This window comes from Peribacillus butanolivorans (assembly GCF_001273755.1).
In the GTDB taxonomy this organism is placed as follows: Bacteria; Bacillota; Bacilli; order Bacillales; family DSM-1321; genus Peribacillus; species Peribacillus butanolivorans.
On sequence record NZ_LGYA01000009.1, the window covers coordinates 17660 to 38979 of the forward strand.

21 protein-coding genes and 1 tRNA gene are annotated in these 21320 nt (G+C 39.0%); 1 reads left to right on the forward strand and 21 read right to left on the reverse strand.

Going from position 1 to position 21320, the window contains the following annotated elements:
• Nucleotides 1-264: 264 nt before the first annotated feature.
• Nucleotides 265-338: transfer RNA gene (locus AKG34_RS25605), tRNA-Met, on the forward strand.
• Between the two features lie 248 nt (nucleotides 339-586).
• Here AKG34_RS25605 and AKG34_RS25610 read toward each other — a convergent pair.
• The 21 genes from AKG34_RS25610 to purR all read right to left on the reverse strand — a co-directional run bounded on the left by AKG34_RS25610 (nucleotide 587) and on the right by purR (nucleotide 21310).
• Entirely contained in the window at nucleotides 587-1045 is a 459-nt protein-coding gene (locus tag AKG34_RS25610; protein ID WP_053348982.1) for a S1 domain-containing RNA-binding protein, read from the reverse strand.
• Nucleotides 1046-1124: 79 nt separating this feature from the next.
• Nucleotides 1125-1487 carry an FtsB family cell division protein gene (locus AKG34_RS25615; RefSeq protein WP_309446321.1) on the reverse strand — a complete coding sequence of 121 codons (363 nt, stop codon included), beginning with the start codon at nucleotides 1485-1487 and terminating at the stop codon, nucleotides 1125-1127.
• A 37-nt stretch (nucleotides 1488-1524) separates the two neighbouring features.
• Nucleotides 1525-2157, reverse strand: coding sequence for a spore cortex biosynthesis protein YabQ (gene yabQ / locus AKG34_RS25620; protein ID WP_053348984.1), 633 nt, complete (start codon nucleotides 2155-2157; stop codon nucleotides 1525-1527).
• Nucleotides 2154-2462 carry a sporulation protein YabP gene (yabP, locus tag AKG34_RS25625; RefSeq protein ID WP_053348985.1) on the reverse strand — a complete coding sequence of 103 codons (309 nt, stop codon included), beginning with the start codon at nucleotides 2460-2462 and terminating at the stop codon, nucleotides 2154-2156. The genes yabQ and yabP overlap by 4 nt, the downstream gene beginning before the upstream one ends.
• 76 nt (nucleotides 2463-2538) lie before the next feature.
• Nucleotides 2539-2802, reverse strand: a complete 264-nt coding sequence (locus AKG34_RS25630; protein WP_034316386.1) for an RNA-binding S4 domain-containing protein — start codon at nucleotides 2800-2802, stop codon at nucleotides 2539-2541.
• 23 nt (nucleotides 2803-2825) lie between these two features.
• Entirely contained in the window at nucleotides 2826-4298 is a 1473-nt protein-coding gene (gene yabN / locus AKG34_RS25635; protein WP_053348986.1) for a bifunctional methyltransferase/pyrophosphohydrolase YabN, read from the reverse strand.
• A 4-nt stretch (nucleotides 4299-4302) separates the two neighbouring features.
• Nucleotides 4303-5913, reverse strand: coding sequence for a putative polysaccharide biosynthesis protein (locus AKG34_RS25640; protein ID WP_053348987.1), 1611 nt, complete (start codon nucleotides 5911-5913; stop codon nucleotides 4303-4305).
• A 221-nt stretch (nucleotides 5914-6134) separates the two neighbouring features.
• Entirely contained in the window at nucleotides 6135-6671 is a 537-nt protein-coding gene (gene spoVT, locus AKG34_RS25645; protein WP_053348988.1) for a stage V sporulation protein T, read from the reverse strand.
• A gap of 190 nt (nucleotides 6672-6861) precedes the next feature.
• Nucleotides 6862-10398 carry a transcription-repair coupling factor gene (mfd, locus tag AKG34_RS25650; RefSeq protein WP_053348989.1) on the reverse strand — a complete coding sequence of 1179 codons (3537 nt, stop codon included), beginning with the start codon at nucleotides 10396-10398 and terminating at the stop codon, nucleotides 6862-6864.
• Between the two features lie 170 nt (nucleotides 10399-10568).
• Nucleotides 10569-10799, reverse strand: a complete 231-nt coding sequence (locus AKG34_RS25655; protein WP_053348990.1) for an anti-sigma-F factor Fin — start codon at nucleotides 10797-10799, stop codon at nucleotides 10569-10571.
• A 98-nt stretch (nucleotides 10800-10897) separates the two neighbouring features.
• Nucleotides 10898-11458, reverse strand: coding sequence for an aminoacyl-tRNA hydrolase (pth, locus tag AKG34_RS25660; protein WP_053348991.1), 561 nt, complete (start codon nucleotides 11456-11458; stop codon nucleotides 10898-10900).
• A 260-nt stretch (nucleotides 11459-11718) separates the two neighbouring features.
• Entirely contained in the window at nucleotides 11719-12357 is a 639-nt protein-coding gene (locus tag AKG34_RS25665; protein WP_053348992.1) for a 50S ribosomal protein L25/general stress protein Ctc, read from the reverse strand.
• Nucleotides 12358-12558: 201 nt separating this feature from the next.
• On the reverse strand, nucleotides 12559-13311 hold the full coding sequence (locus AKG34_RS25670) for an ATP-binding cassette domain-containing protein (protein WP_053348993.1): 753 nt from the start codon (nucleotides 13309-13311) through the stop codon (nucleotides 12559-12561).
• 13 nt (nucleotides 13312-13324) lie between these two features.
• Entirely contained in the window at nucleotides 13325-14101 is a 777-nt protein-coding gene (gene ssuC / locus AKG34_RS25675; RefSeq protein ID WP_053348994.1) for an aliphatic sulfonate ABC transporter permease SsuC, read from the reverse strand.
• A complete protein-coding gene (gene ssuD, locus AKG34_RS25680; RefSeq protein ID WP_053348995.1) occupies nucleotides 14073-15242 on the reverse strand; it encodes an FMNH2-dependent alkanesulfonate monooxygenase in 1170 nt (389 codons plus the stop codon). Before ssuD ends, ssuC begins: the two co-directional genes overlap by 29 nt.
• Nucleotides 15243-15255: 13 nt before the next feature.
• Nucleotides 15256-16236, reverse strand: a complete 981-nt coding sequence (locus AKG34_RS25685; RefSeq protein ID WP_053348996.1) for a sulfonate ABC transporter substrate-binding protein — start codon at nucleotides 16234-16236, stop codon at nucleotides 15256-15258.
• Between the two features lie 338 nt (nucleotides 16237-16574).
• Nucleotides 16575-17528, reverse strand: a complete 954-nt coding sequence (locus AKG34_RS25690; RefSeq protein ID WP_053348997.1) for a ribose-phosphate diphosphokinase — start codon at nucleotides 17526-17528, stop codon at nucleotides 16575-16577.
• Nucleotides 17529-17543: 15 nt separating this feature from the next.
• Complete coding sequence (gene glmU / locus AKG34_RS25695) at nucleotides 17544-18917, reverse strand: bifunctional UDP-N-acetylglucosamine diphosphorylase/glucosamine-1-phosphate N-acetyltransferase GlmU (RefSeq protein ID WP_053348998.1); 1374 nt, start codon at nucleotides 18915-18917, stop codon at nucleotides 17544-17546.
• Nucleotides 18918-19603: 686 nt separating this feature from the next.
• A complete protein-coding gene (gene spoVG / locus AKG34_RS25700; RefSeq protein ID WP_034316332.1) occupies nucleotides 19604-19900 on the reverse strand; it encodes a septation regulator SpoVG in 297 nt (98 codons plus the stop codon).
• Nucleotides 19901-20098: 198 nt separating this feature from the next.
• Nucleotides 20099-20473, reverse strand: a complete 375-nt coding sequence (locus AKG34_RS25705) for a RidA family protein (RefSeq protein ID WP_053348999.1) — start codon at nucleotides 20471-20473, stop codon at nucleotides 20099-20101.
• Nucleotides 20474-20485: 12 nt separating this feature from the next.
• Complete coding sequence (purR, locus tag AKG34_RS25710; protein ID WP_053349000.1) at nucleotides 20486-21310, reverse strand: pur operon repressor; 825 nt, start codon at nucleotides 21308-21310, stop codon at nucleotides 20486-20488.
• Between the last annotated feature and the right edge of the window lie 10 nt (nucleotides 21311-21320).

Below are 21320 nucleotides of genomic sequence, written 5' to 3' on the forward strand. Positions count from 1 at the left end.
AATTTTAAAAGCGCAAATGAAAAACGTTCGACGTAATTCTCCTTGAACAATCATTTGTATACAGGTTTTTATACCTTTTTTTAAAATACAGAAACAGGCGTTCTTTTTTTTTTAAGGAAAAGCAAAGTTTTTAGGTTATTTTTGTGGAAAATAACACGAATATATCTTTAAAAGATGGAAACCGACAATCTTTCTTTTTTTTGTTGACAATCTTCCCTCACGAATGTAAGATATAACTTGTGCTTCAGTAGCACTTACCATTATGGCGGCGTAGCTCAGCTGGCTAGAGCGTACGGTTCATACCCGTGAGGTCGGGGGTTCGATCCCCTCTGCCGCTATCTTTTAATANCTTTCACGGCCACGGGTTCGAATCCCGTACGGGTCATCTCATATAAAAAAAGCGCCTCAGTACACTCAATCGAGAAAGTGTACATGAGGCGCTTTTTTTTATTGGTATTGAAGGCGAATCTAATAAGAGAAACACCTATATATATATAAAAGAAGACAAGCCAGCAAGCTTGCCTTTATCTACACTATGAATAATTTCACAGGAAAAGTTGCTAATCTATTATTTTCAGCAGCAGTTTTATCCGCGTCTTCCTCCTCGACCTCCCCGTTTTGTTTCAGTGCTACGTTTAAGGGTTGTTAAGCGGTCTTCGCTATCTTTTAAGAATTTAGCCATTTTTTGCTCAAAGTTTTCCTTGGGTTGGAAACTACTACCTTTTGAGCGGAAGTCTTTGGAACGGTTGTCATTCCCTCTTCCTTGGCGCGGACGTGGTGTGTATGCAGGTTTTTGCTCGCCTTCAGGACGGTCTATTGCTTTTTTAATGGACAAGCCAATTTTGCCATCTTTCTCTACATTGATGACTTTCACTTCAACTGTATCGCCCACTTTTAAGTGATCATTAATATCTTTAACATAGTTATCTGCTACTTCACTGATATGGACAAGACCTGTTGAACCTTGAGGGAGCTCTACAAATGCACCAAAATTAGTTATGCCTGTTACTTTACCTTGTAACTTGCTGCCTACTTCGATTGACATAAAAAAAATGTTCCTCCTTAGAAATGTTAAAAATCTCTTCACACTATATTATAACGAAAGTAAAAAAACAGTGTCAATATTAGTCGCTATCTTCCTTTGCTTTTGGAAGATTAAAAATGATTTCACCATTGTCCGATAAGAAATAATCTCGTCTTGCGATTTTAGCAATATAGTCATCATCATTGAGTTTTACAATTTCTTCTTTAAGAAGGGTTTCACCTTTTTCCAATTTAGCTAACTTTACTTCTAATTTTTCTTTCTGCTGTACTTTTTCATCTAGTGCAACATTTTGCGTAATGAGGGTGGAAACAGCCAAAATCAAAAAGATAGCGGCGAAAACTGAATACAGTGTTAATCTACGCATAAGACCACGCTTCTTTTTTTCAACAGTTTGTACTTTTTTCTCTTGTAGAGCGACGTAGGGATTTTCTATTTTTGCCACTTTCCTCTTCCGAAGGCTACTCATGTTTTATCACTCCTCATTTCTTTTTAGTTCTCCATCTAATTACCATGCTAACTATAGAATTCTTTATTTTCAATAAAATCCCTTTTCCTTTATTATAAAACTTCCCGACGTTTTTTGTAACAAAAACCGGCAATAAATTCCATATCCTTGTCAGTATCCATTTTAAAGGTTTCCAGAAAACATTTAAAATAAAGAGAATTATTTTCCCTATCCATTTTAAAAGGACTAAAACAAATCTGCCCATACCTATGATGATGGAAATTGCAGTAACTATTACCCATTTTATCGGAAGAAATATCAGCATTTGAACCGATTTAGTTAAAAATCTGACCACCTTTATTACCAGTAAAATCAAAAACTCTAAAAAACGTTGATAGACTCCTTTAAAAAGTGCTTGATATGCTGAAAAACCGCATAATAAGGCCAAAAACAAATATAGGCGAAACTCTCCTTCATTCACTAAAAACAAAACATAAAAAATAAGGAGACCCTGAATAATCCAGAAAAGAAAATCATGGAGGAAGACAATCCACCTCTTCCTTACTGAACGCTTCAGAAACCGGTTATACGTATCGAGGGCAGCTCCAAAACAACTGCCCATGCCTATCATCGCAAGCAACGTATAAAATTGGATCGTTAAGGTCATTTGAACAGCTTGCCAAAGAAGCCTTTAGCTTTCTCCCCGGATTGCTCATCTAAATATACAAGGTCAAAAATCTTCCCCTTGATTGAAACAATCCCTTTATCGACGTCTAAATTCTTCATTTGCAAGTTCTGACCACGTATAGATAAGAAGCCCATTGACGTTTCAAGCAAAAATTCTTCATTATCAAAGCTTTCCACTTGTTTTACTCCGGTAATATCCAATAAACGGCGGCCTTTCATCGTTACATCATGCTCTTGGATTGTTCCCTTTGTGTAACCAGCATTCGGATCAATATATTGGCTCATTTTTTCATCCCTCACAGTACCACTGATTTTGTACAAGTGTATGTCCGTAAGAGAGAAATTAGAACAAAGCCTGTCCTTACTCCTCTGCTAGCTTTTCTTCTTTTACGATTGTATACATATCGGCAGCAGCTTCTTTTTTCGTTGTTTCTTGAATTTTGTCAACGCGTACCGTGACTAGCTTTTGACCAAAACGTACGGTTAATTCATCACCATCTTTTACATTCGAGCTTGCTTTAGCCTGTTGGCCGTTAATTGTAATTCTCCCTTTATCCGCTACTTCTTTAGCAAGAGTGCGGCGCTTAATCAACCTTGATACTTTTAAGAATTTATCTAATCTCATCGACATACAATTCTCTCCTTTAATTAAAGTCCTTTAGCTTTTGCCTCATCCCAATATGAATCCAGTTCTTCTAATGTATAATCAGAAAACTTCTTGTCTTCCCTTTGAATACGCTCTTCGATATATGTAAAACGCTGGTGAAACTTCTGGTTTGCTTTATAGACAGCTTCTTCTGCTTGTATGTCATAATAGCGCGAAATGTTGACAATCGCAAAAAAGAGGTCTCCCAATTCGGATTTGATCCGGTTGATATCCGGATTCGGATTCAGTATCTCATCTTCAAGTTCCTGCACTTCTTCTTTAACCTTTTTCCACGCTTCGGAAACCTCATCCCAGTCAAATCCGACCTTCGCAGCCCTTTTTTGATACTCCTCAGCACGAAGTAAGTTTGGCAGCGATTTTTCTATACCATCTAGAATGGATTGTGGAACACTTTTCTCGCTTCCTTTTTCTTCTTCCTTGATTTTCTGCCAGTTCACTAAAACATCTTCTTCACCGGTCACTTCTATATCTCCGAACACATGAGGGTGGCGTCGAACCATTTTTGCTGTAATTCCTTCGATCACATCATCTATTGTGAACATGCCCTCATCCTCTCCGATTTGCGCATGAAGCATCACTTGAAGGAGTACGTCCCCTAGTTCACCAATCATGCCCTCATCGTCCTCGGCATCAATGGAATCAATAAGTTCGTATGCCTCTTCTATTAGATATTTCTTCAAGCTTTGATGAGTTTGTTTCTTATCCCAAGGACATCCGTCAGGTCCCCTCAGTTCCGCGATAATCTGTCGCAACTTAGAAAATTCACGATACTGTAATGCATCTTCTTTAACGGGTGGCACATAGACACTCGTTAAGTTACTTAACTCCATTTGGCGGTCCAGTTCATAAAGTGCACATTTTGTTACTTTTTCCTGGCTACTGCCTGCCGCTGTAACGATATATACCTCGTAGTCATCTGGAAGCTTTTCCATCAAAGTCAACTTCACATTGGACGCACTGAACGCGTCATACACCTGCCCGATTATCATATGCTGTCTAATATGCAGGTCATCTGGTGAAAGAGCAGTTCCATCTAGAAGCTGAAATCCTTCAATTGGGTCAATTTGAACGGCCTGAAATAACGGGTCAAGAAAACTTTGTCCTCCCTCTAGCTTAATAGCAATGCCTCTAGCTGGACCTTTCTCTAGCAAGAGTTGGACTGTTTTTTCTGCAACCATTGGATGCCCTGGAACCGCGTACAGAACAGAACGATTTACAGCTTCTTGTAATAATGCTTCTGAAATTTCTTCGTATACCTCTTCAAATTGATCGTGTTTTTCATATACCTTGTCAAAAGCAGTGAACTTAATTCCTTCAATTGTTAAATCTCGGATCACCGGATGATCTATCGTCCGGACGAAGCATTCTTTTGTCTTTGTTAATTTTTTATAAATCCCAAATGGAAGCTGGTCTAAATCGCCTGCCCCGAGTCCTATTATAGTAATCTCATTCATGATTTCATTTACTCCTATTCGTTATGATAAATCGTTTAAACTTTGACCCTACAGGTATAAAGGAAAGTTCTTCCTGACTAAATAAACCTGCCCGAATGACTGCCATAACAAAAACAACTGCACCAATTCCCACACCAATCAATGCCTGAATTGTAGCTAACAGTCGGCTTTCATCTGGCAACACCACTTGAAATACGGTGTTGAATAGCAGAACTGATGTGCCCATGTAGACCGTACTCTTTAAAATTATATACAGCTGCTTCTTTTCAATTAAAGGTTTTTTTATATGTACTTTCAATACTATATAAAACAATACAGTCATGATTATAAAGGCAAGTACTGTTGCTGAGGCTGCCCCTGCAATTTTATAACGGGGCACAAGAACAAGGTTCAACGCCCATTTGCTGCATACCCCTACAATCGTAATGATCACCGGGGCAATCGAATACCCTAAACTTTGAATAACTGCCGCTTTCGCCATAATGAGCGATGTAAATAATATCGATAAGGAGAAAATTGCTAAAGTAATTGTCCCCTTATCGTCAGTAAACAGCATATAATTGACCGGTTTCATTGTTACTACCAACCCGATAGCTGCCGCCATTCCGATAGTCGCACTTACACGCAGTGCTAATTTTATCTTATTAAGTAATTCCTGTTTATTTCTCCTCTGAACGAATCCAGCAATAACTGGTACAAGTGCCAAAGCAAAAGAGTTCGCCACGACTGTCCCTAGCTGAAGTAAGGGCTGTCCACGGTCATAAACCCCTTTCCATTCTTTTGCTTCTATTTCTCCCATCCCCGTTTCCCTTAAAAGAGAATACAGGTGCAGTGAATCAACGAACTGAAACAAGATTAGAATAAGGCCCGTGATGCAAAAAGCCAAACCTTGAAAGATCAAAGCTTTGGAAATCCTGATGAAAATTGCCGGTTTGATTTTCATTTGGGGAAAAAGCTTCCGTTCTTCTCTTAAGAAAACGAAAACAAAAAGCAGTACCAGTCCTGTTATGCCACCCGTAATCGAACCAAAGACTGCTCCCTTACCGACATCATAATCAGAGTAATCCCAATACACCAATAGAGTAGACAACACCAGTATTGTTAAAACCCGGATACATTGTTCAGCGACCTGCGAACTTGCTGTAGGGATCATGTCGTTTATTCCTTGGAAGTAGCCCCTTAAAACAGAAGAAAACGGCATTAATAAATAGGAAAAAGCAATGATTTTCAGCAGACCTGATAGTTGAGGATCTTTCATCATCCCGGCAATCCATTCTGCCCCTAGGAACAGTGCAATAAACATCATAATCCCTATCGAACATAAGACGACAAACGAGGTCAATAAAATATCTTTAACCGCAAAACTATTTTTAGAAGACTCCCGTTCTGCAATTAGTTTAGATATGACAACCGGGAAGCCTAGTGTAGAGAGCGTTAAAGCAACCCCATAAAACGGATATACCTGCTGATAGATATAAAACCCGATATCCCCAGCTATGTTTTGATAAGGAATGCGATAGGCCGCACTCAAAATCTTTACGATAATCGCGGCTGCACTTAGGATTAACGCACCCCTGAAAAGTTCTTTTGAAGTTTTGTAAGGCTTTGCAGCCATTTTTTTTCCCCTTTTCACTCATATGTGGTAGTAATTATAGCATAATTGAGTGGTTGTTTTTCATAGGTTAACCATACTGTTAATGATTTTCCAATGTCCACAAAGAGGCTTGGACCTCCCTGCTTTAAATGTTCCTCTATATTTTTTGTCTTTATTAAAAGACAAAAAGGACAGCGATTGCTGCCCTTTTTACATCCAAAAATATAATGGCATGTCCTAACCTATTGTTCCATTTGTCTAGCTAGGAAACTTGCTGCTGTTTCAACCGATTTCTGTTCCACTTCACCTAATGTTCCTTCTTTAGAGAAAATCAAGACGGCACCAATCGGGTCACCACTCGCAATGATTGGAGCTGCTGTATATGATTGAATCTCTTCATCATTCGAATCCACGAAGGAAATCTGTCCATTTGGAGATTCCAGTACGGGATTTCTTTCTTCCATAATTTTTTCTACTAGTTCACTAACACTTTTATTTAAGTATTCTTTTTTAGATCCACCTGCCACTGCAATGTAAGTATCCCGGTCACAGATCATAACTGGGTTTCCAAGGCTATCATAAAGTGCTTCTGCATATTCTCTTGCAAAATCGCCTAATTCACTAATAGGAGAGTATTTCTTTAAGATGACTTCTCCATCTCTGTCCACAAAAATCTCTAATGGATCACCTTCACGAATGCGGAGAGTCCTTCGAATTTCTTTCGGGATGACAACTCTTCCTAAATCATCAATTCGGCGAACGATACCAGTTGCTTTCATCTAATGTTGCCTCACTTTCCTCTAATTGATTTGATAAATCCTCTTTTCGTAGCAAAATCAACACCAGCTATTGTACTTAGTATTTTTCTAATGGTAAGTTCTATGCACTTTGAAAAAATTTTTCTTTTTGATACACTTTTTTACCAAAACATCTTAAAAACAGACAACTTCAAAAAGACAATCATTTTCTTTAATTTTTTGTTGCTTGAATTTCTTTTTTTACATGTTGTAAGCCTTTAGCCATCTCAAAGAGGATGTCTAACCACTTGCTTTGTTCTACACCTTTAATGTGTAAGACAAGCTTCATTCGATTGCCATCCATACCAAAGCCAACCATACGGCCGTACTTTGATCCTAGCTCAAATACCTTTTGTCCATCTACGCCGCTACTTACTTTTTCCCTGAGAAGAATGCTGATTTCCTGCTTCAATTGCTTAATGCTTTCAATTCCAGCTTTTTCAGCATACACCTTCATTTCAGCAATTAGAAATAAATAGGCGACTTCATCAGGGTATTCACCGAACCGATCGAGCATTTCATCTTGTAATTCTTCCACTTCTTCTAGAGAAGTAATGCCTCTGAATCTTTTATACATTTCGATTTTCTGATGTCCATCCGCTATATAGGCATCAGGGATATACGCATCTACTTCAACGTCAATTTCAAGTGAGGACTTTTCTTCAACTGGTTGATCATTACGTTTCGCCTCTACAGCTTCTTTCAGCATTTGAGAGTACAAATCAAAACCGACTGAATCGATGAAGCCATGTTGTTGAGCTCCTAGTATATTCCCAGCTCCCCTGATGGATAAATCACGCATCGCAATTTTGAACCCTGATCCCAATTCTGTAAATTCCTTAATGGATTGGAGACGTTTTTCTGCTACTTCCGTCAAAACTTTATCTTTTCTGTAAGTAAAGAATGCATATGCTACCCGATTGGATCGCCCCACACGACCACGCAGTTGATAAAGCTGGGAAAGTCCCATTCTATCTGCTTCATTCACAATAAGCGTATTGACATTTGGGATATCCACACCGGTCTCTATAATGGTTGTACTTACTAAAACATCGTATTCGCCTTCTAAAAATCCAAACATAACAGCTTCTAGTTCCTGCTCAGACATTTGCCCATGTGCATATGTGACGCGGGCATCTGGCACCAACATAGAAATTTCTTCTGCTTTTCTTGCTATATCTTCTACCCGATTATAAAGAAAATAAACCTGACCATCCCTTGCCAATTCTCGCTCAATCGCTTCTGTTACCAGCGAGCCATTATACTCCATTACATACGTTTGGATTGGGAAACGGTTCTCTGGAGGTGTTTCGATGACAGACAAATCCCGCACGCCAAGCATAGACATATGGAGAGTCCTTGGAATTGGCGTCGCTGTCAAAGTCAATACATCGACATTGGTTTTTAAGCGTTTGATTTTTTCCTTATGCGTTACGCCAAACCGCTGTTCTTCATCAATAATAAGCAAACCTAAGTCTCGATACACAATATCTTTGGATAAAATTCTGTGCGTACCCACAACGATATCCACCGTTCCAGCTTTTAATCCCTTTATCGTTTCCGTTTGCTGCTTTTTCGTCCGAAAACGACTCATAAGCCCAATCGAAATGGGATAGTCCTGAAAACGCTCTCTCAATGTTTCAAAATGCTGTTGGGCAAGAATAGTGGTTGGAACGAGAAAAGCAACCTGCTTGCCATCCATAATAGCTTTAAAAGCAGCGCGAATAGCTACCTCTGTCTTCCCATAACCGACATCACCACATAATAAACGATCCATTGGCCTTTCACGTTCCATATCTTTTTTAATCTCTACAATAGAACGCAGTTGATCTTCTGTTTCGTTATAAGCGAATGATGTTTCAAATTCCCTCTGCATATCCCCATCAGGTGAAAAGGCATAACCCTTTGCCGCTTCCCTTTCTGCATACAGCTTGATTAAATCATCCGCAATATTCTCAACAGATGATTGAACCTTGCTTTTAACACGTTTCCATTCCGTCCCGCCTAATTTGTAAAGCTTCGGCTCCTTGCCTTCGGAACCGACATATTTTTGGACAAGATCAATTTGGTCAACTGGTACATACAGCTTGTCATCCGCCTGATACCGGATATGTAGATAATCCTTATGAACTCCATTGATGGTTAGCGTTTCAATCCCCAAATATTTCCCGATACCATGGTTAACATGAACGACATGGTCACCGATTTTCAGTTCGGAATAACTCTTTATTCGTTCCGCATTCGATAGTTTCTGCCTGCGAATTGATTTTTTAGATTTCTTATTAAATAATTCCGTTTCCGTAATAATACTAAATTTTTGCATAGGTAATTCAAAGCCACTGTTAAGGCTGCCGCGTAAAATCTGTACTTTCCCCGGAAGAATACTGTTCGCATCAAAAAGCTCTGCTGCTTCAATATCATAATCCGCTAAAATCGAATGCAGCTTTTTCACCCGTTCATCATCCTGGCCTAGTATAACGACTGTATACTTTCCTTTTTTCCAACGTTCCAGTTCAGTTTTAAACACGTTCATCTGCCCGTGGAAATTTTGCATCTGTTTACTGGCAAAATTCAGGATATTCTGAGGATTTGTATGCGGTACATGCCGTAAAAATAATGAAAGATACACAAACGGCCTGTTTGATTTCATAATTAATTCATGCATGGGATGAGCCAATTTAATATCATGGATAATCTGCCCCTGACTTAAAAGTTCGGTATACCATCCTGCCTCTTCCTTTTCCAAAGAATCATTGATTTCCTGGATTCTACTGATTTCATCTAAGAAAACTAAGCCATTTACAGGTAAATAGTCTATTAAACTAGCGGGTTTCTCATAAGCTAAACTTAAGTATTTAAAGATTTGGTCGGGCTTATTCCCCATTTTCAGCTGTTCAAGTTCAGAGCTGATCGTTTGAACCAATTGTTCCTTTGTTTTTTCATCTTTAAGCTTTTTCAAACTTTTACTTAATCCGCTCTCGAGTTTCGATATAATTCTTTCAATGTGCCTTTCTTCTAGCAAGGCCTCACTAACCGGACCGATTGTCACTTTTTGGAGCTTCTCAATTGATCGCTGATCTTCCGTAGAAAAGGTTCTAATGGAATCTATTTCCGTATCAAATAACTCAATTCGCATTGGATTAGGTTCCGTAATCGGATATATATCGATGATACCGCCCCGAATGCTGAATTCTCCTGGAGAGGCAACCATTTCCGCCCGGTTATAGCCCATTGCAATAAATTTATTAAGCGTTGGGTCAAGTTCAATTTCTTCCCCTATTTTAAAAGTAAGCTGATGCCTCTTCCAAATATCCTTTGGAGGAAGCACACGGCGAACCCCAGGAATAGGCGCAATGACAATCCCTTTCTTGCCCTCCGTCCAAAAATTCAATGCCTCTACACGTTGGGCTCTTAATTCAGGACTGGCCACACTCAAATCAGCAGCAATTAACTCATTGGCGGGATAAATATATAGTTCATCCTCTGGGATAAAACTGGATAAATCCTCATGGAATTTTTGTGCTTGTAATAAATTATGGGTTACTAATAAAATCGGCCTGTTCGTCTTTTCATATACGGCCGCCAGCAGAAGTGATCTCGAAGAACCTGTTAGACCAGATACTATTTGTTCCTTAAGTCCCTCATCAATGCCGGCTATTAACGAATGAACATCATCTTGTTTGGAGAATAAGTTTTGCAATCCATTCACAATCTGTCCCTCCTCTCTTAACGTGCGAAAACTGTTTCAAGTCCTTGTATTTTTAACCTGGCATATTCAGCCAAGGTCTCTCTTTATTAACTGGCTCATTCTCTATCTTCATATCTTTAAAACAAAACAAACGGAAAAATGCTTTGGATTTTGTCCAAAGCCCTCTCCCGCTAATGAATAATATAATCGCTTTCATATAATTCAGGGTTTCTTTGCAGCGATTCATGACAATCTTCACATATCGCCCTCACATGCATATCTCCCTCAGAATCATAAACGATCATCTCTTGACGCTCTTCATCAGTAAGTTTATTAAAACCTAACTGCTCCGTACTCAGTGCGTGTGCCTCGATAGAACCCAGCTTAGTTCCACAATGTCGGCAACGATAATGGAGAGCCATTTGGTAACCCCCTATTTTGTAATAGTGTTAGTATGTACAAAAGTAAGGGGGATTTATTCAGCGAAAGATTTTATTCTTTACTTATATCTACTCTTAGCTTATTGGTTATATTCGTTCATGACCTGTATAAATGGTTTTTCCAACCATGCTTCACAAGAAGCGGCGCTTTTTTCAATCGTAGCCCCGACATGATTCCATTCTTCTTGGGAGAAACGCCCCAATACATAGTCAGGTACCGGAACATGGCCGATCGGGCGACCGATACCTATTCTAATTCGGTTAAAATCTTGTGTACCCAAATGAGAAATTGTAGATTTTATTCCATTATGACCGCCTGCACTTCCTTTTTGACGAAGACGGATTCTTCCTGGCGGTAAATCGAGGTCATCATATATAATAACCACATCCGCTATTTCCACCTTAAAGAAATGCATAACAGCCGAAATCGATTCACCTGATAAATTCATGTAGGTTAGCGGCTTAAGTAATAAAATCTTTTCTCCCCGTACCATTCCTACACCATAGATTCCCTTATGCTTGGCTTGGTCGAGTGAGATCGACCACTTTTTAGATAACTCATCTATTACTTCAAAACCGACGTTATGCCGTGTTTTTTCATATTGTTTACCTGGGTTCCCTAACCCTACAATAATTTTCATGATTCACACTCCGTCATTACCGATATTTAGGGAGTTACGTGTGGACGAAAATTCTAAGATCAGAATGACCTTAGAAAAATAGTACCTCAATTTCAAGCTTACCTGCAAGCGACCGGAGAACTAATTAGAAATAAACTCTATTTAAAGAAATCAATCCCTAATAGTTACCAGATGTAAATGGACGCATCCAGAAGTAGAAAAGACGTAACTCATTAAGAGCTACGCCTATTATACCATGACTTACTTGTTTAATCCCGGCATCATGACTCTGGTGAAGCCTTAGTCTCCCTGCCTTCTTCATTTAGAGGAATACCGCCATCTTGCTGTTCACCTGTACTAATTTCCTCTTCCTGACGAGGCGCCAATACGGAGGCAACGACTTCTTCACCATCGTTGTTAATTGTAACTTGCTGATTTGTTTGAATGTCAGATATGTAGATTGTATCGCCGACCTGAAGCTCAGTAACATCAACATTAATGGATTCAGGAATATCATTAGGCTTAGCCGTAACCGTTACTTCATGAAGAGACTGCTGTAGAACACCACCGTCTTTCACCCCTTTACAGACACCGGTAAGGTTGATGCGTACTTGTGCCTGTAATTGAGCAGACATATCTACAATTAAAAAGTCAGCATGATAAATGAAATTCTTTATCGGATCCTTTTGATAATCAGAGAGCATAACTTTAAATTCAGTTCCATTCAAGTCAAGAGAAATAATACCATTTCGTCCTATTTCTTTCATTGTTTTTTGAAGTTCAATATTATTGACTGAGATGGCCGTATTGCCGTTTTGATTACCATATACAATAGCCGGGATTTCTCCGCTTTCTCTCAAGTTCCTTAAATTAGAGTGTTTTAAATCCGTACGTTCTTTTGCAGCTAATAAATTACTCATACATCCTCCGCCTTCCTAAAATATTAATTACAGGTTCACTATAATTAACAGTTCCCTAAATAGCGGTGTATTAAACATGAAAGGAATGACAGAAAGCTCTAATATGAACTTAAACGTATGATAAACAAAGAAAAGTATCGAATGGAATTCTTTTTTCCTCACTCCTTTCAGTATTTATCACAGGTTTTTCAATTACAGACTTTATGCATGAATCGCCTTTTTTTCTACCTGATCCTCAACTTGCATGACTCTATTAAGAATTTGGCCAGCCAAGGATGAGTAAAGAATATTGTCCTTTTTCCGTGGCCTCGGTAGATTAATTTCCTTATTCATAACCACTTTGCCTTCTTCAATTAATATGACCCGGTCAGCCAGCGTAACCGCTTCTTCCACATCATGTGTAACGAGTAAGGCAGTAAAGTCTCTTTTTCTCCATAATTCTTCAATTAACCTTTGCATCTCGATTCTTGTCAAAGCGTCCAGCGCCCCTAATGGTTCATCCAAAAGAAGAATGTCAGGTTCGTTCACCAATGCCCTAGCTAAGGCAACCCTTTGCCTCTGCCCTCCCGATAGAACCGATGGCCATTCATATGCTCGGTCTGCCAGCCCCACCTGCTCTAGTAGCTCCATAGCTTTTGGCTTCCAATCCCCTTTTAAACCAACACCAACATTTTTGAGAATTTTTTTCCAAGGGAAAAGCCTCCCATCCTGAAACATCGTGCGGGATGATCGATTCAGTCCGTTTAATAATTCGCCATCCACCAGTACCTTCCCGTCCGTTGGTTCATCCAGGCCTGCCGCAAGACGTAGTAAGGTACTTTTCCCGCATCCACTCTTGCCGACAATAGCTACGAATTCCCCTTTTTTAAAAGTAAGGTCTATTCCCTTTAAAACTTCAAAGCCTCCAAAATCCTTCCTAATATTCTGCAGCTCCAATGAACTTCCACTTTTCATATAAAAGGCCTCCTCATTGGTATGATGGATGCCATTTCAAGCATCTTTTTTCTATTACCTTGGCAAAAACATCTGATATTTTCCCTAATAGAGCATATAAGAGAATACTGAGTACAACGATATCCATTCTCATGAATTCCCTGGCATTCATAGCCATATACCCAATTCCAGAATTGGCGGATATCGTTTCCGCGACTATTAATGTGACCCACATAATTCCAAGCGAAAAGCGGATGCCCACTAAAATGGATGGAAAAGCTGCAGGGAGAATCACGTTCCAGAATAAAGAAAAACCACTTAACCCATAAACCTTCGCCGCTTCAATTAAACCTTTATCGACCGACTTCACACCATGAAACGTATTTAAATAGATCGGGAATAGAACTCCTAAGGCAACTAGGAATATTTTTGCTTCTTCCTCAATACCAAACCAAAGAATTACGAGCGGAATCAAGGCTAAATGTGGGATGTTTCGCAACATCTGAAGCGAAGTATCGAATAATGTTTCTGCAATGGATGAAAGCCCATTTAACATACCAAGTACAAAACCAATAATCCCACCAATCAAAAAGCCAATAAAGGCACGCTGGGCACTGATGCCGATATAGCCTATAAGTTCTCCTGTTTTCAATAAAGCAATGCCTGCTTTAAGTACTTCAGTCGGGGCAGGTAATATCTGATCCGACAGAATGCCCCACAATGACAGCAACTGCCAAGCTACCAGTAGAAAAACAGGTACAAGCCACGTTATGAAAGGGAACTTATTGAACTTGTTTAACTTTTTCTTCATGTTTATTTTCACTTCCTTTTGTAGGGTAGTGGTTGTTGGCTAATATTTCTCCAAATGGACTCGTAGCTTTTGACACGGGACCTTGCAGCTGTTCAACAGGGAGTATAGGGAATAGCAGTTCCGCCACTCGGTATGCTTCTTCTAAATGAGGATAGCCAGATAAAACAAAGGATTCTACCCCAATTTCCTCATACTCTTTCATTCGTGCAGCAACGTTCTCTGCGCTTCCGACTAATGCTGTACCGGCGCCACCACGCACAAGACCTACACCTGCCCATAGGTTAGGGCTGATTTCAAGGGAATCCCTACTGCCGTTATGAAGTTGGGACATTCTCTTCTGACCAACTGAATCAAACCGTTCGAAAATCTTTTGTGAATTTTCAATCATTTCATCATCTACATATTTAATGAGTTCATCTGCTGCCTGCCAAGCCTCTTCTTCTGTTTCCCTTACAATGACATGCATACGGATACCAAATTGAACTTCGCGGCCGTACTCTGCTGCCTTTTTACGAACTTTTTCAATTTTTTCAGCCACTTGTGCTGGTGGTTCACCCCAAGTTAAATACACATCAATATGCTTTCCTGAAATATCAATGGCCGGGTCAGATGAACCTCCAAAGTATAGTGGAGGGTAAGGTTTTTGTACCGGAGGCAACAGAATATTCCCACCTTCAACCTTCAAGTGCTCCCCTTCAAAATCTACCTGCTCTCCAGACATTTCCGCTCTCCAAATATCCAAAAATTCATCTGTTAACCTATAACGATCCGTATGGTTCAGAAATACACCATCACCAGCCAATTCGACAGGATCTCCTCCAGTTACTACATTGATTAGAAGGCGACCACCCGACAACCGGTCAAAGGAAGCAGCCATCCGGGCTGCCAAAGTCGGTGACATTAAACCTGGACGAATGGCTACTAAAAATTTCATTCTTTCCGTTGCAGATATTAATGAAGATCCCACTACCCAGGCATCTTCACAAGACCGTCCAGTTGGAAGTAATGCTCCCTCAAACCCAAGATGGTCAACTGCCTGAGCAATTTGCTTCAAGTAAGGAAGTGTAATAGGTCTCCCACCCTTAGTTGACCCTAAATAACGACTTTCTCCATGTGACGGAATAAACCAAAATACTTTCATTTTTATTTCCCCCTTAATTTTTTTTAACATCTATTGATGCATCGAAAACATTTACTTCGGTTGGAATTAATTTAAGATTGTAAAATGTATCAGCAATTTTTTGTTGGTCGTTCAGAGCCGTTTTTGAAATTTCCTCAAGTCCATATTCTTTTCTTTTTAATGTTTTATCTAATGCCTCAACACTCATCCCAATCTCTGGAGCTAAGAACTCTGCAACATCCTTTGGGTTTTCTTCAATCCACTTATCTACTTTTTTCAATTCCTCTTTAATAATCTTCAAGACTTCTTTATTCTCTGCGAATGTATTAGTTGCCAAAAAGAATTCGCGATTCGCCACTAATCCTTCTCCATCCTGAATCGTTTTTGTTTCAAGTTCTAGTTCCGCTGCAGATAAAAACGGGTCCCATATTACCCAAGCATCAATCTGATTTCCTTCAAAAGCAGCTCTCGCATCAGCCGGTGGTAAGTAGACGGGCTGAATATCGTCAAGAGTAAGATCCGCCTTCTCTAATGCTTTAACTAATAAATAATGAACATTGGACCCTTTATTCAAGCCTACTTTCTTGCCTTTTAAATCTTCCACTCTCTTTATAGGCGAATCCTTTTGCACGACTATGGCTTCTCCTGAGGGGTTTGCTGGCTGATTAGCCACATAGACAAGTGGGGCCTTAGCAGCCTGCGCAAATATCGGTGGTGCCTCTCCTGTGTGCCCAAAATCAAGGCTTCCAACATTCAAAGCCTCAAGTAGCTGAGGCCCAGCAGGAAATTCAGTCCACTTAACGGTATAACCCACTTCTTTTAAACGTGTTTCCAGCTCTCCTTTTGATTTTAAAATATTTAATGTCCCGAATTTTTGATAGCCGATTCTGATAGTCTTATCACTTTCTTTTGCGTCAGCACTCTTTGTACTGCTTTTTTCCTGCCCACATGCTCCTAATACCAGCATAATGATGCTAAGAATACTCAGTATCCACACATTGCGTTTTTTTTCCATACTCTACACCCCTCATTAAACTGATTTGTATAAAATAAAAAGCTCCTTTTCTTCACCAAAAGTACAATAGGTCAAAAAGATGCCTAATGTGAGATGGTAAGTGAAAAGGAGCCTTCGGTAGCCCGATCGGCCATTTAATTTGTGAGCTTTTTTCTTACTCAGAACCAGAAAGAGAGTTTTTTCTTTAGATTCATAAAATGAAAATTGATTATGTATACATATTAATATCAGTATTCGCACCTGTCAACTAAGAATTAATTTATTTTCGGAATAATTCAAATATTTTATATAAAAAAACATGGTGGAAACTAGGCCCACCATGTTTTCTTTATTTTTTATCAATCAAATAATGTGCTAACAGATTGTTCTTCATGAACACGAATAATTGCTTCCGCAATCAAAGGAGCTACAGAAAGCCCAACAATTTTATCGATTTTCTTGTCTTCAGATAGAACAATCGAATTTGTTACGACCAGTTCCTTGATAGTTGAATTTTGAATCCGTTCGATAGCAGGGCCCGATAGGACTGGGTGTGTACAACAAGCATAGACTGCTTTCGCACCATTCTCTACAAGTGCATTAGCTGCAAGTGTAATAGTACCTGCTGTATCGATGATGTCATCAATCAGGATTGCCGTTTTTCCTTCAATATTACCGATGATGTTCATGACTTCAGCCACATTCGGTCTTGGACGACGCTTATCGATAATAGCAATCGGTGCTTTTAAGCGATCTGCCATTTTACGGGCACGCGTTACTCCACCGTGATCCGGAGAAACGATGACAATGTCACTTAGATCTTTTTCTTTGAAGAAATCAGCTAAAATTGGAACTGCAACAAGGTGATCAATTAGAATATCAAAGAAACCTTGGATTTGTGGCGCGTGTAGATCCAATGTGATGACACGATGGGCACCAGCTGTTTCTAAAAGATTCGCTACAAGTTTAGCTGTAATTGGTTCACGAGCACGTGCTTTACGGTCTTGTCGAGCATAACCGTAATAAGGCATTACTATATTGATTGTTTTAGCTGAAGCACGTTTTAGAGCATCGATCATAATTAAAAGTTCCATTAAATTTTCATTGACTGGTTGGCTTGTTGATTGGATTACGTAAACGTCACAACCACGAATACTTTCTTCAATATTAATCTGAACTTCACCGTCACTGAAACTTGTTACGCTACATTTTCCAAGTTCAACACCGATTGCAGCAGCAATTTCTTGAGCTAAATCAAAGTTTGAATTTAAAGAGAATACTTTTAAATTAGGATCTAAATACTGATTTGACATGATGACCTCCGTGGGTTAATTATTAAATTTTAACTTTTTCACATAATCTTCTTTGTTTACTTGACGAGCACGAGCAACAGATAAAGCTTCCTGCGGTACATCTTGAGTGATGGTTGACCCGGCAGCTACATATGCCCCTTTTCCTATCGTTACAGGTGCAACAAGATTAGAATTACAGCCTATAAAAACATCGTCTTCAATCTTCGTCAAATGTTTATTTGTACCGTCATAATTCACGGTAATAGATCCGCAGCCAATATTAACATTCTCTCCAACCTCTGCATCTCCAATATAACTCAAATGAGAGGCTTTGCTTCCTTTACCAAAAACGGTTTTTTTAATTTCGACAAAATTACCGATTTTAACAGAATCCTGAATATCGGATTGAGGTCGAACATGTGCAAAAGGACCGATTTTAACTGAACTTCCAATACTGCTTTCGTGTACAACCGATTGGTGAATTTCAGTTCCATCACCAATTTCACAATCACTGATCTCCGAATTAGGACCAATCAGGCAATCCTGCCCGATAATACTTTTCCCTTTAATCAATGACCCAGGATAAATAACCGTATCCTGCCCAATTTTCACATCAGCTTCAATAAACGTTGTAAGTGGATCGATAATCGTTACACCATTTCTCATATGTGATTCATTGATACGACTCCGTAGAGTTTGCTCAGCCTGCGATAAAGCCACTCGGTCGTTTACACCCAATGTCTCATCAAAATCACTTGATTGAAAGGCTGTCACCGATTCGCCTTCTTCTTTTAAAATTTCAATAACATCCGGCAAATAATATTCACCTTGGACATTATCATTTGAAACTTTTTTCAGCGCGCTAAATAATGCCTGGTTATCGAAACAATATGTACCGGTATTTATTTCCTTAACATATCTTTCTTCATCTGAGGCATCCTTATGCTCGACGATTTTTTCAACCAGGCCGTTCTCACTGCGAAGAACTCTTCCATAGCCATCCGGATTATCCGCATATGCTGTCAGAATCGTTGCTTTCGCCTTACTTTGCTCATGCAATGTTATAAGCGCTTCCATCGTCTCTGCTTTGATTAACGGTGTATCTCCGCAAATAACAAGGGTAATTCCGCTCTTATCGGATAAAACGTCTCCCGCTTGCATTACAGCATGTGCCGTGCCTAATTGCTGCTCTTGTAATGCATACTTGCAAGAATCACCAAGCTGTTCTTGAACTTTTTCAGCTCCATGACCGATAACTGTTACAATATCTTCTATCTGAAGTTGATTGACTTGATCGATAACATGTTGTACCATTGGTTTTCCGCAAACAGGGTGTAAAACCTTGTAAAGCTTAGATTTCATCCTAGTGCCTTGCCCAGCGGCCAAAATTATTGCATAGCGATTACTCATAACAGGCCTCCATTTTCACCTTTTTATCCACTAAAAATATTATCTCAAATAGTGATTCATTTCAAGGTAACAATTAAAAGTACATATTATTGTCAACAGCTAATTCAAGAAAAAGTTCAATTTTCTACCTACTCGTGAGCTTTATTTTTGATGTTTTAGTATTTATTAAATCCTTTAAATATTAATTATTTGCCTACAAAAATGAGATTTTTTCATTATCCCCTTAATGGCTAGAAGTACACAAATGATATCTTCTCACCCTTTTTGATCCGTTCCACTCCTTATGTTAAAGCATTGCTACAATTGCATTTTGCCCTATGTAAACATCATTTAGAAGCACAACCACTGTTGTAAACTTCCATTCCGAATCCGAGTTACCTAGTCATTTCACATTCAGACTTTCACAGGTTACGTTAACATTTTCACAAAATAGTTAACATGCCTTTTAACTAAAAATAATAAAAAATTAGTGTGTCCAAAAATGTTTAAAAAATAAAAAGAGAGGGTATTTGATTTTTTGAAGATATTAACATAAAAAATATAAAATAAGACAATATTGGAACAAAAAGCAATTAAAGTTGCTAAGACAAAAAATATTCTGTTTTGAAACAATAAAAAAGAGCACTACTTATGAAGTAGGCTCTAGATGCACGAATTTTAAATTTAAAGTTCAAAATTAAGAGTGATTAAGAAGCTCCAGCTCCCGCTTCCTCTAATTCAGTTTCAAGTTCTCCTAATCGATGATATTCTGTCAAGACAGCTTCTTGAATTTTCCCGCGTGTAGAGGAATTGATTGGATGTGCGATATCTCGGAATTCTCCATCTGGAGTTCGTTTACTTGGCATTGCTACAAATAAACCATTGTTTCCGTCGATTACACGAATATCATGAACCACAAATTCATTATCCAGTGTAATTGATGCGATAGCTCTCATACGACCATCCGTATTCACACGGCGTAATCTTACGTCAGTTACTTCCATTTAAGCTCACCATCCCTTTTTGTTGTTGTTAAAACTTAAAGTACATATTCAACAAAAAAACGTGAACTCCTTCTATTATCTGTAAGTTTTTTAGAAAATTCAGCCTAGTTTTCAAAAAAAATAAAAATCCCCCTTAAATTCCAGGGAAAATGCCCATGACGAATTCCCCCTAAAAAAGACAAAATAAAAAACGCCCGTTTATTTAACGAGCGCAACCACTTCTATTTCCACTAGTGCATCTTTAGGAAGACGTGCAACCTCTACACAAGAGCGTGCAGGCTTATGACTTGAAAAATATTCCCCGTATACTTCATTAATTGAACTAAAATCGTTCATACTTTTAATAAATACTGTAGCTTTAATGACTGTTTCTAAAGAGGCGCCTGCTTCTTTCAATACAGCCTGAAGATTTTTAAACACTTGATGTGTTTGTTCTTTAACATCTCCTGTTACCATTTCACCAGAAGCAGTAAGAGGAATTTGACCTGAACTGAAAAATAACTTATCTACGATCACGCCTTGTGAATATGGACCAATTGCAGCTGGTGCTTCATTCGTATGTATCGTTTTCATGAAAAATTCCCCCTAATTCTTTTTCGTAAGATAATTGCCACGACTGACATTTATTTTCTTATCTCTTTCAACTACCTGCGTCAATTTAATTAATGAAACATAGTCCTCTACGAGACATTCTTCTGTATGTTCGGATTCCACTAGCACGGCAATTCCGGCAACGGTAGCCTTAAATTCATCCAGCAAGCTGACCATACCATTAATCGTACCTCCAGCTTTCATGAAATCATCAACAATCAATACATTCGAACCCTCTACCAGACTTCTTTTTGAGAGCACCATTGTCTGAATTCTCTTTGATGAGCCAGAAACATAATTAATACTCACTGTAGAACCTTCTGTTACTTTATTATTTCTTCTTACTATGACAACAGGAACATTCAAATAATTTGCCACTGCGTATGCTAATGATATCCCTTTGGTTGCCATTGTCATGATGACTGAGACATTTTTTTTAGCATACATGGAAGCGATTATTCTGCCAACCTTATTCACCGTTTGCGGATGTCCTAATATGTCGGTCATATACAGATAGCCGCCCGGAAGTAGCCTTTCAGGACTAGCGATTGTATCGCATAGTTCATCTATAAAGGCATTGGCTTCATCTTCTTTGATGGAAACAATATATTTCACCCCACCCGCGGCACCTGGCACGGTCGTTAAAGACCCTATACCGCGTTGTTCAAAGGTATCTTTAATGATTGTTAAATCCTCACTTATCGAAGATTTGGCAGAACTATACCTTTCAGCAAAGTAGGTCAGCGAAACAAGTTCCCCTGGATGTTCTAATAAATAATTTGTCATATCGACTAGCCTCTCGCTGCGACGAAATTTCATTGAAACACCC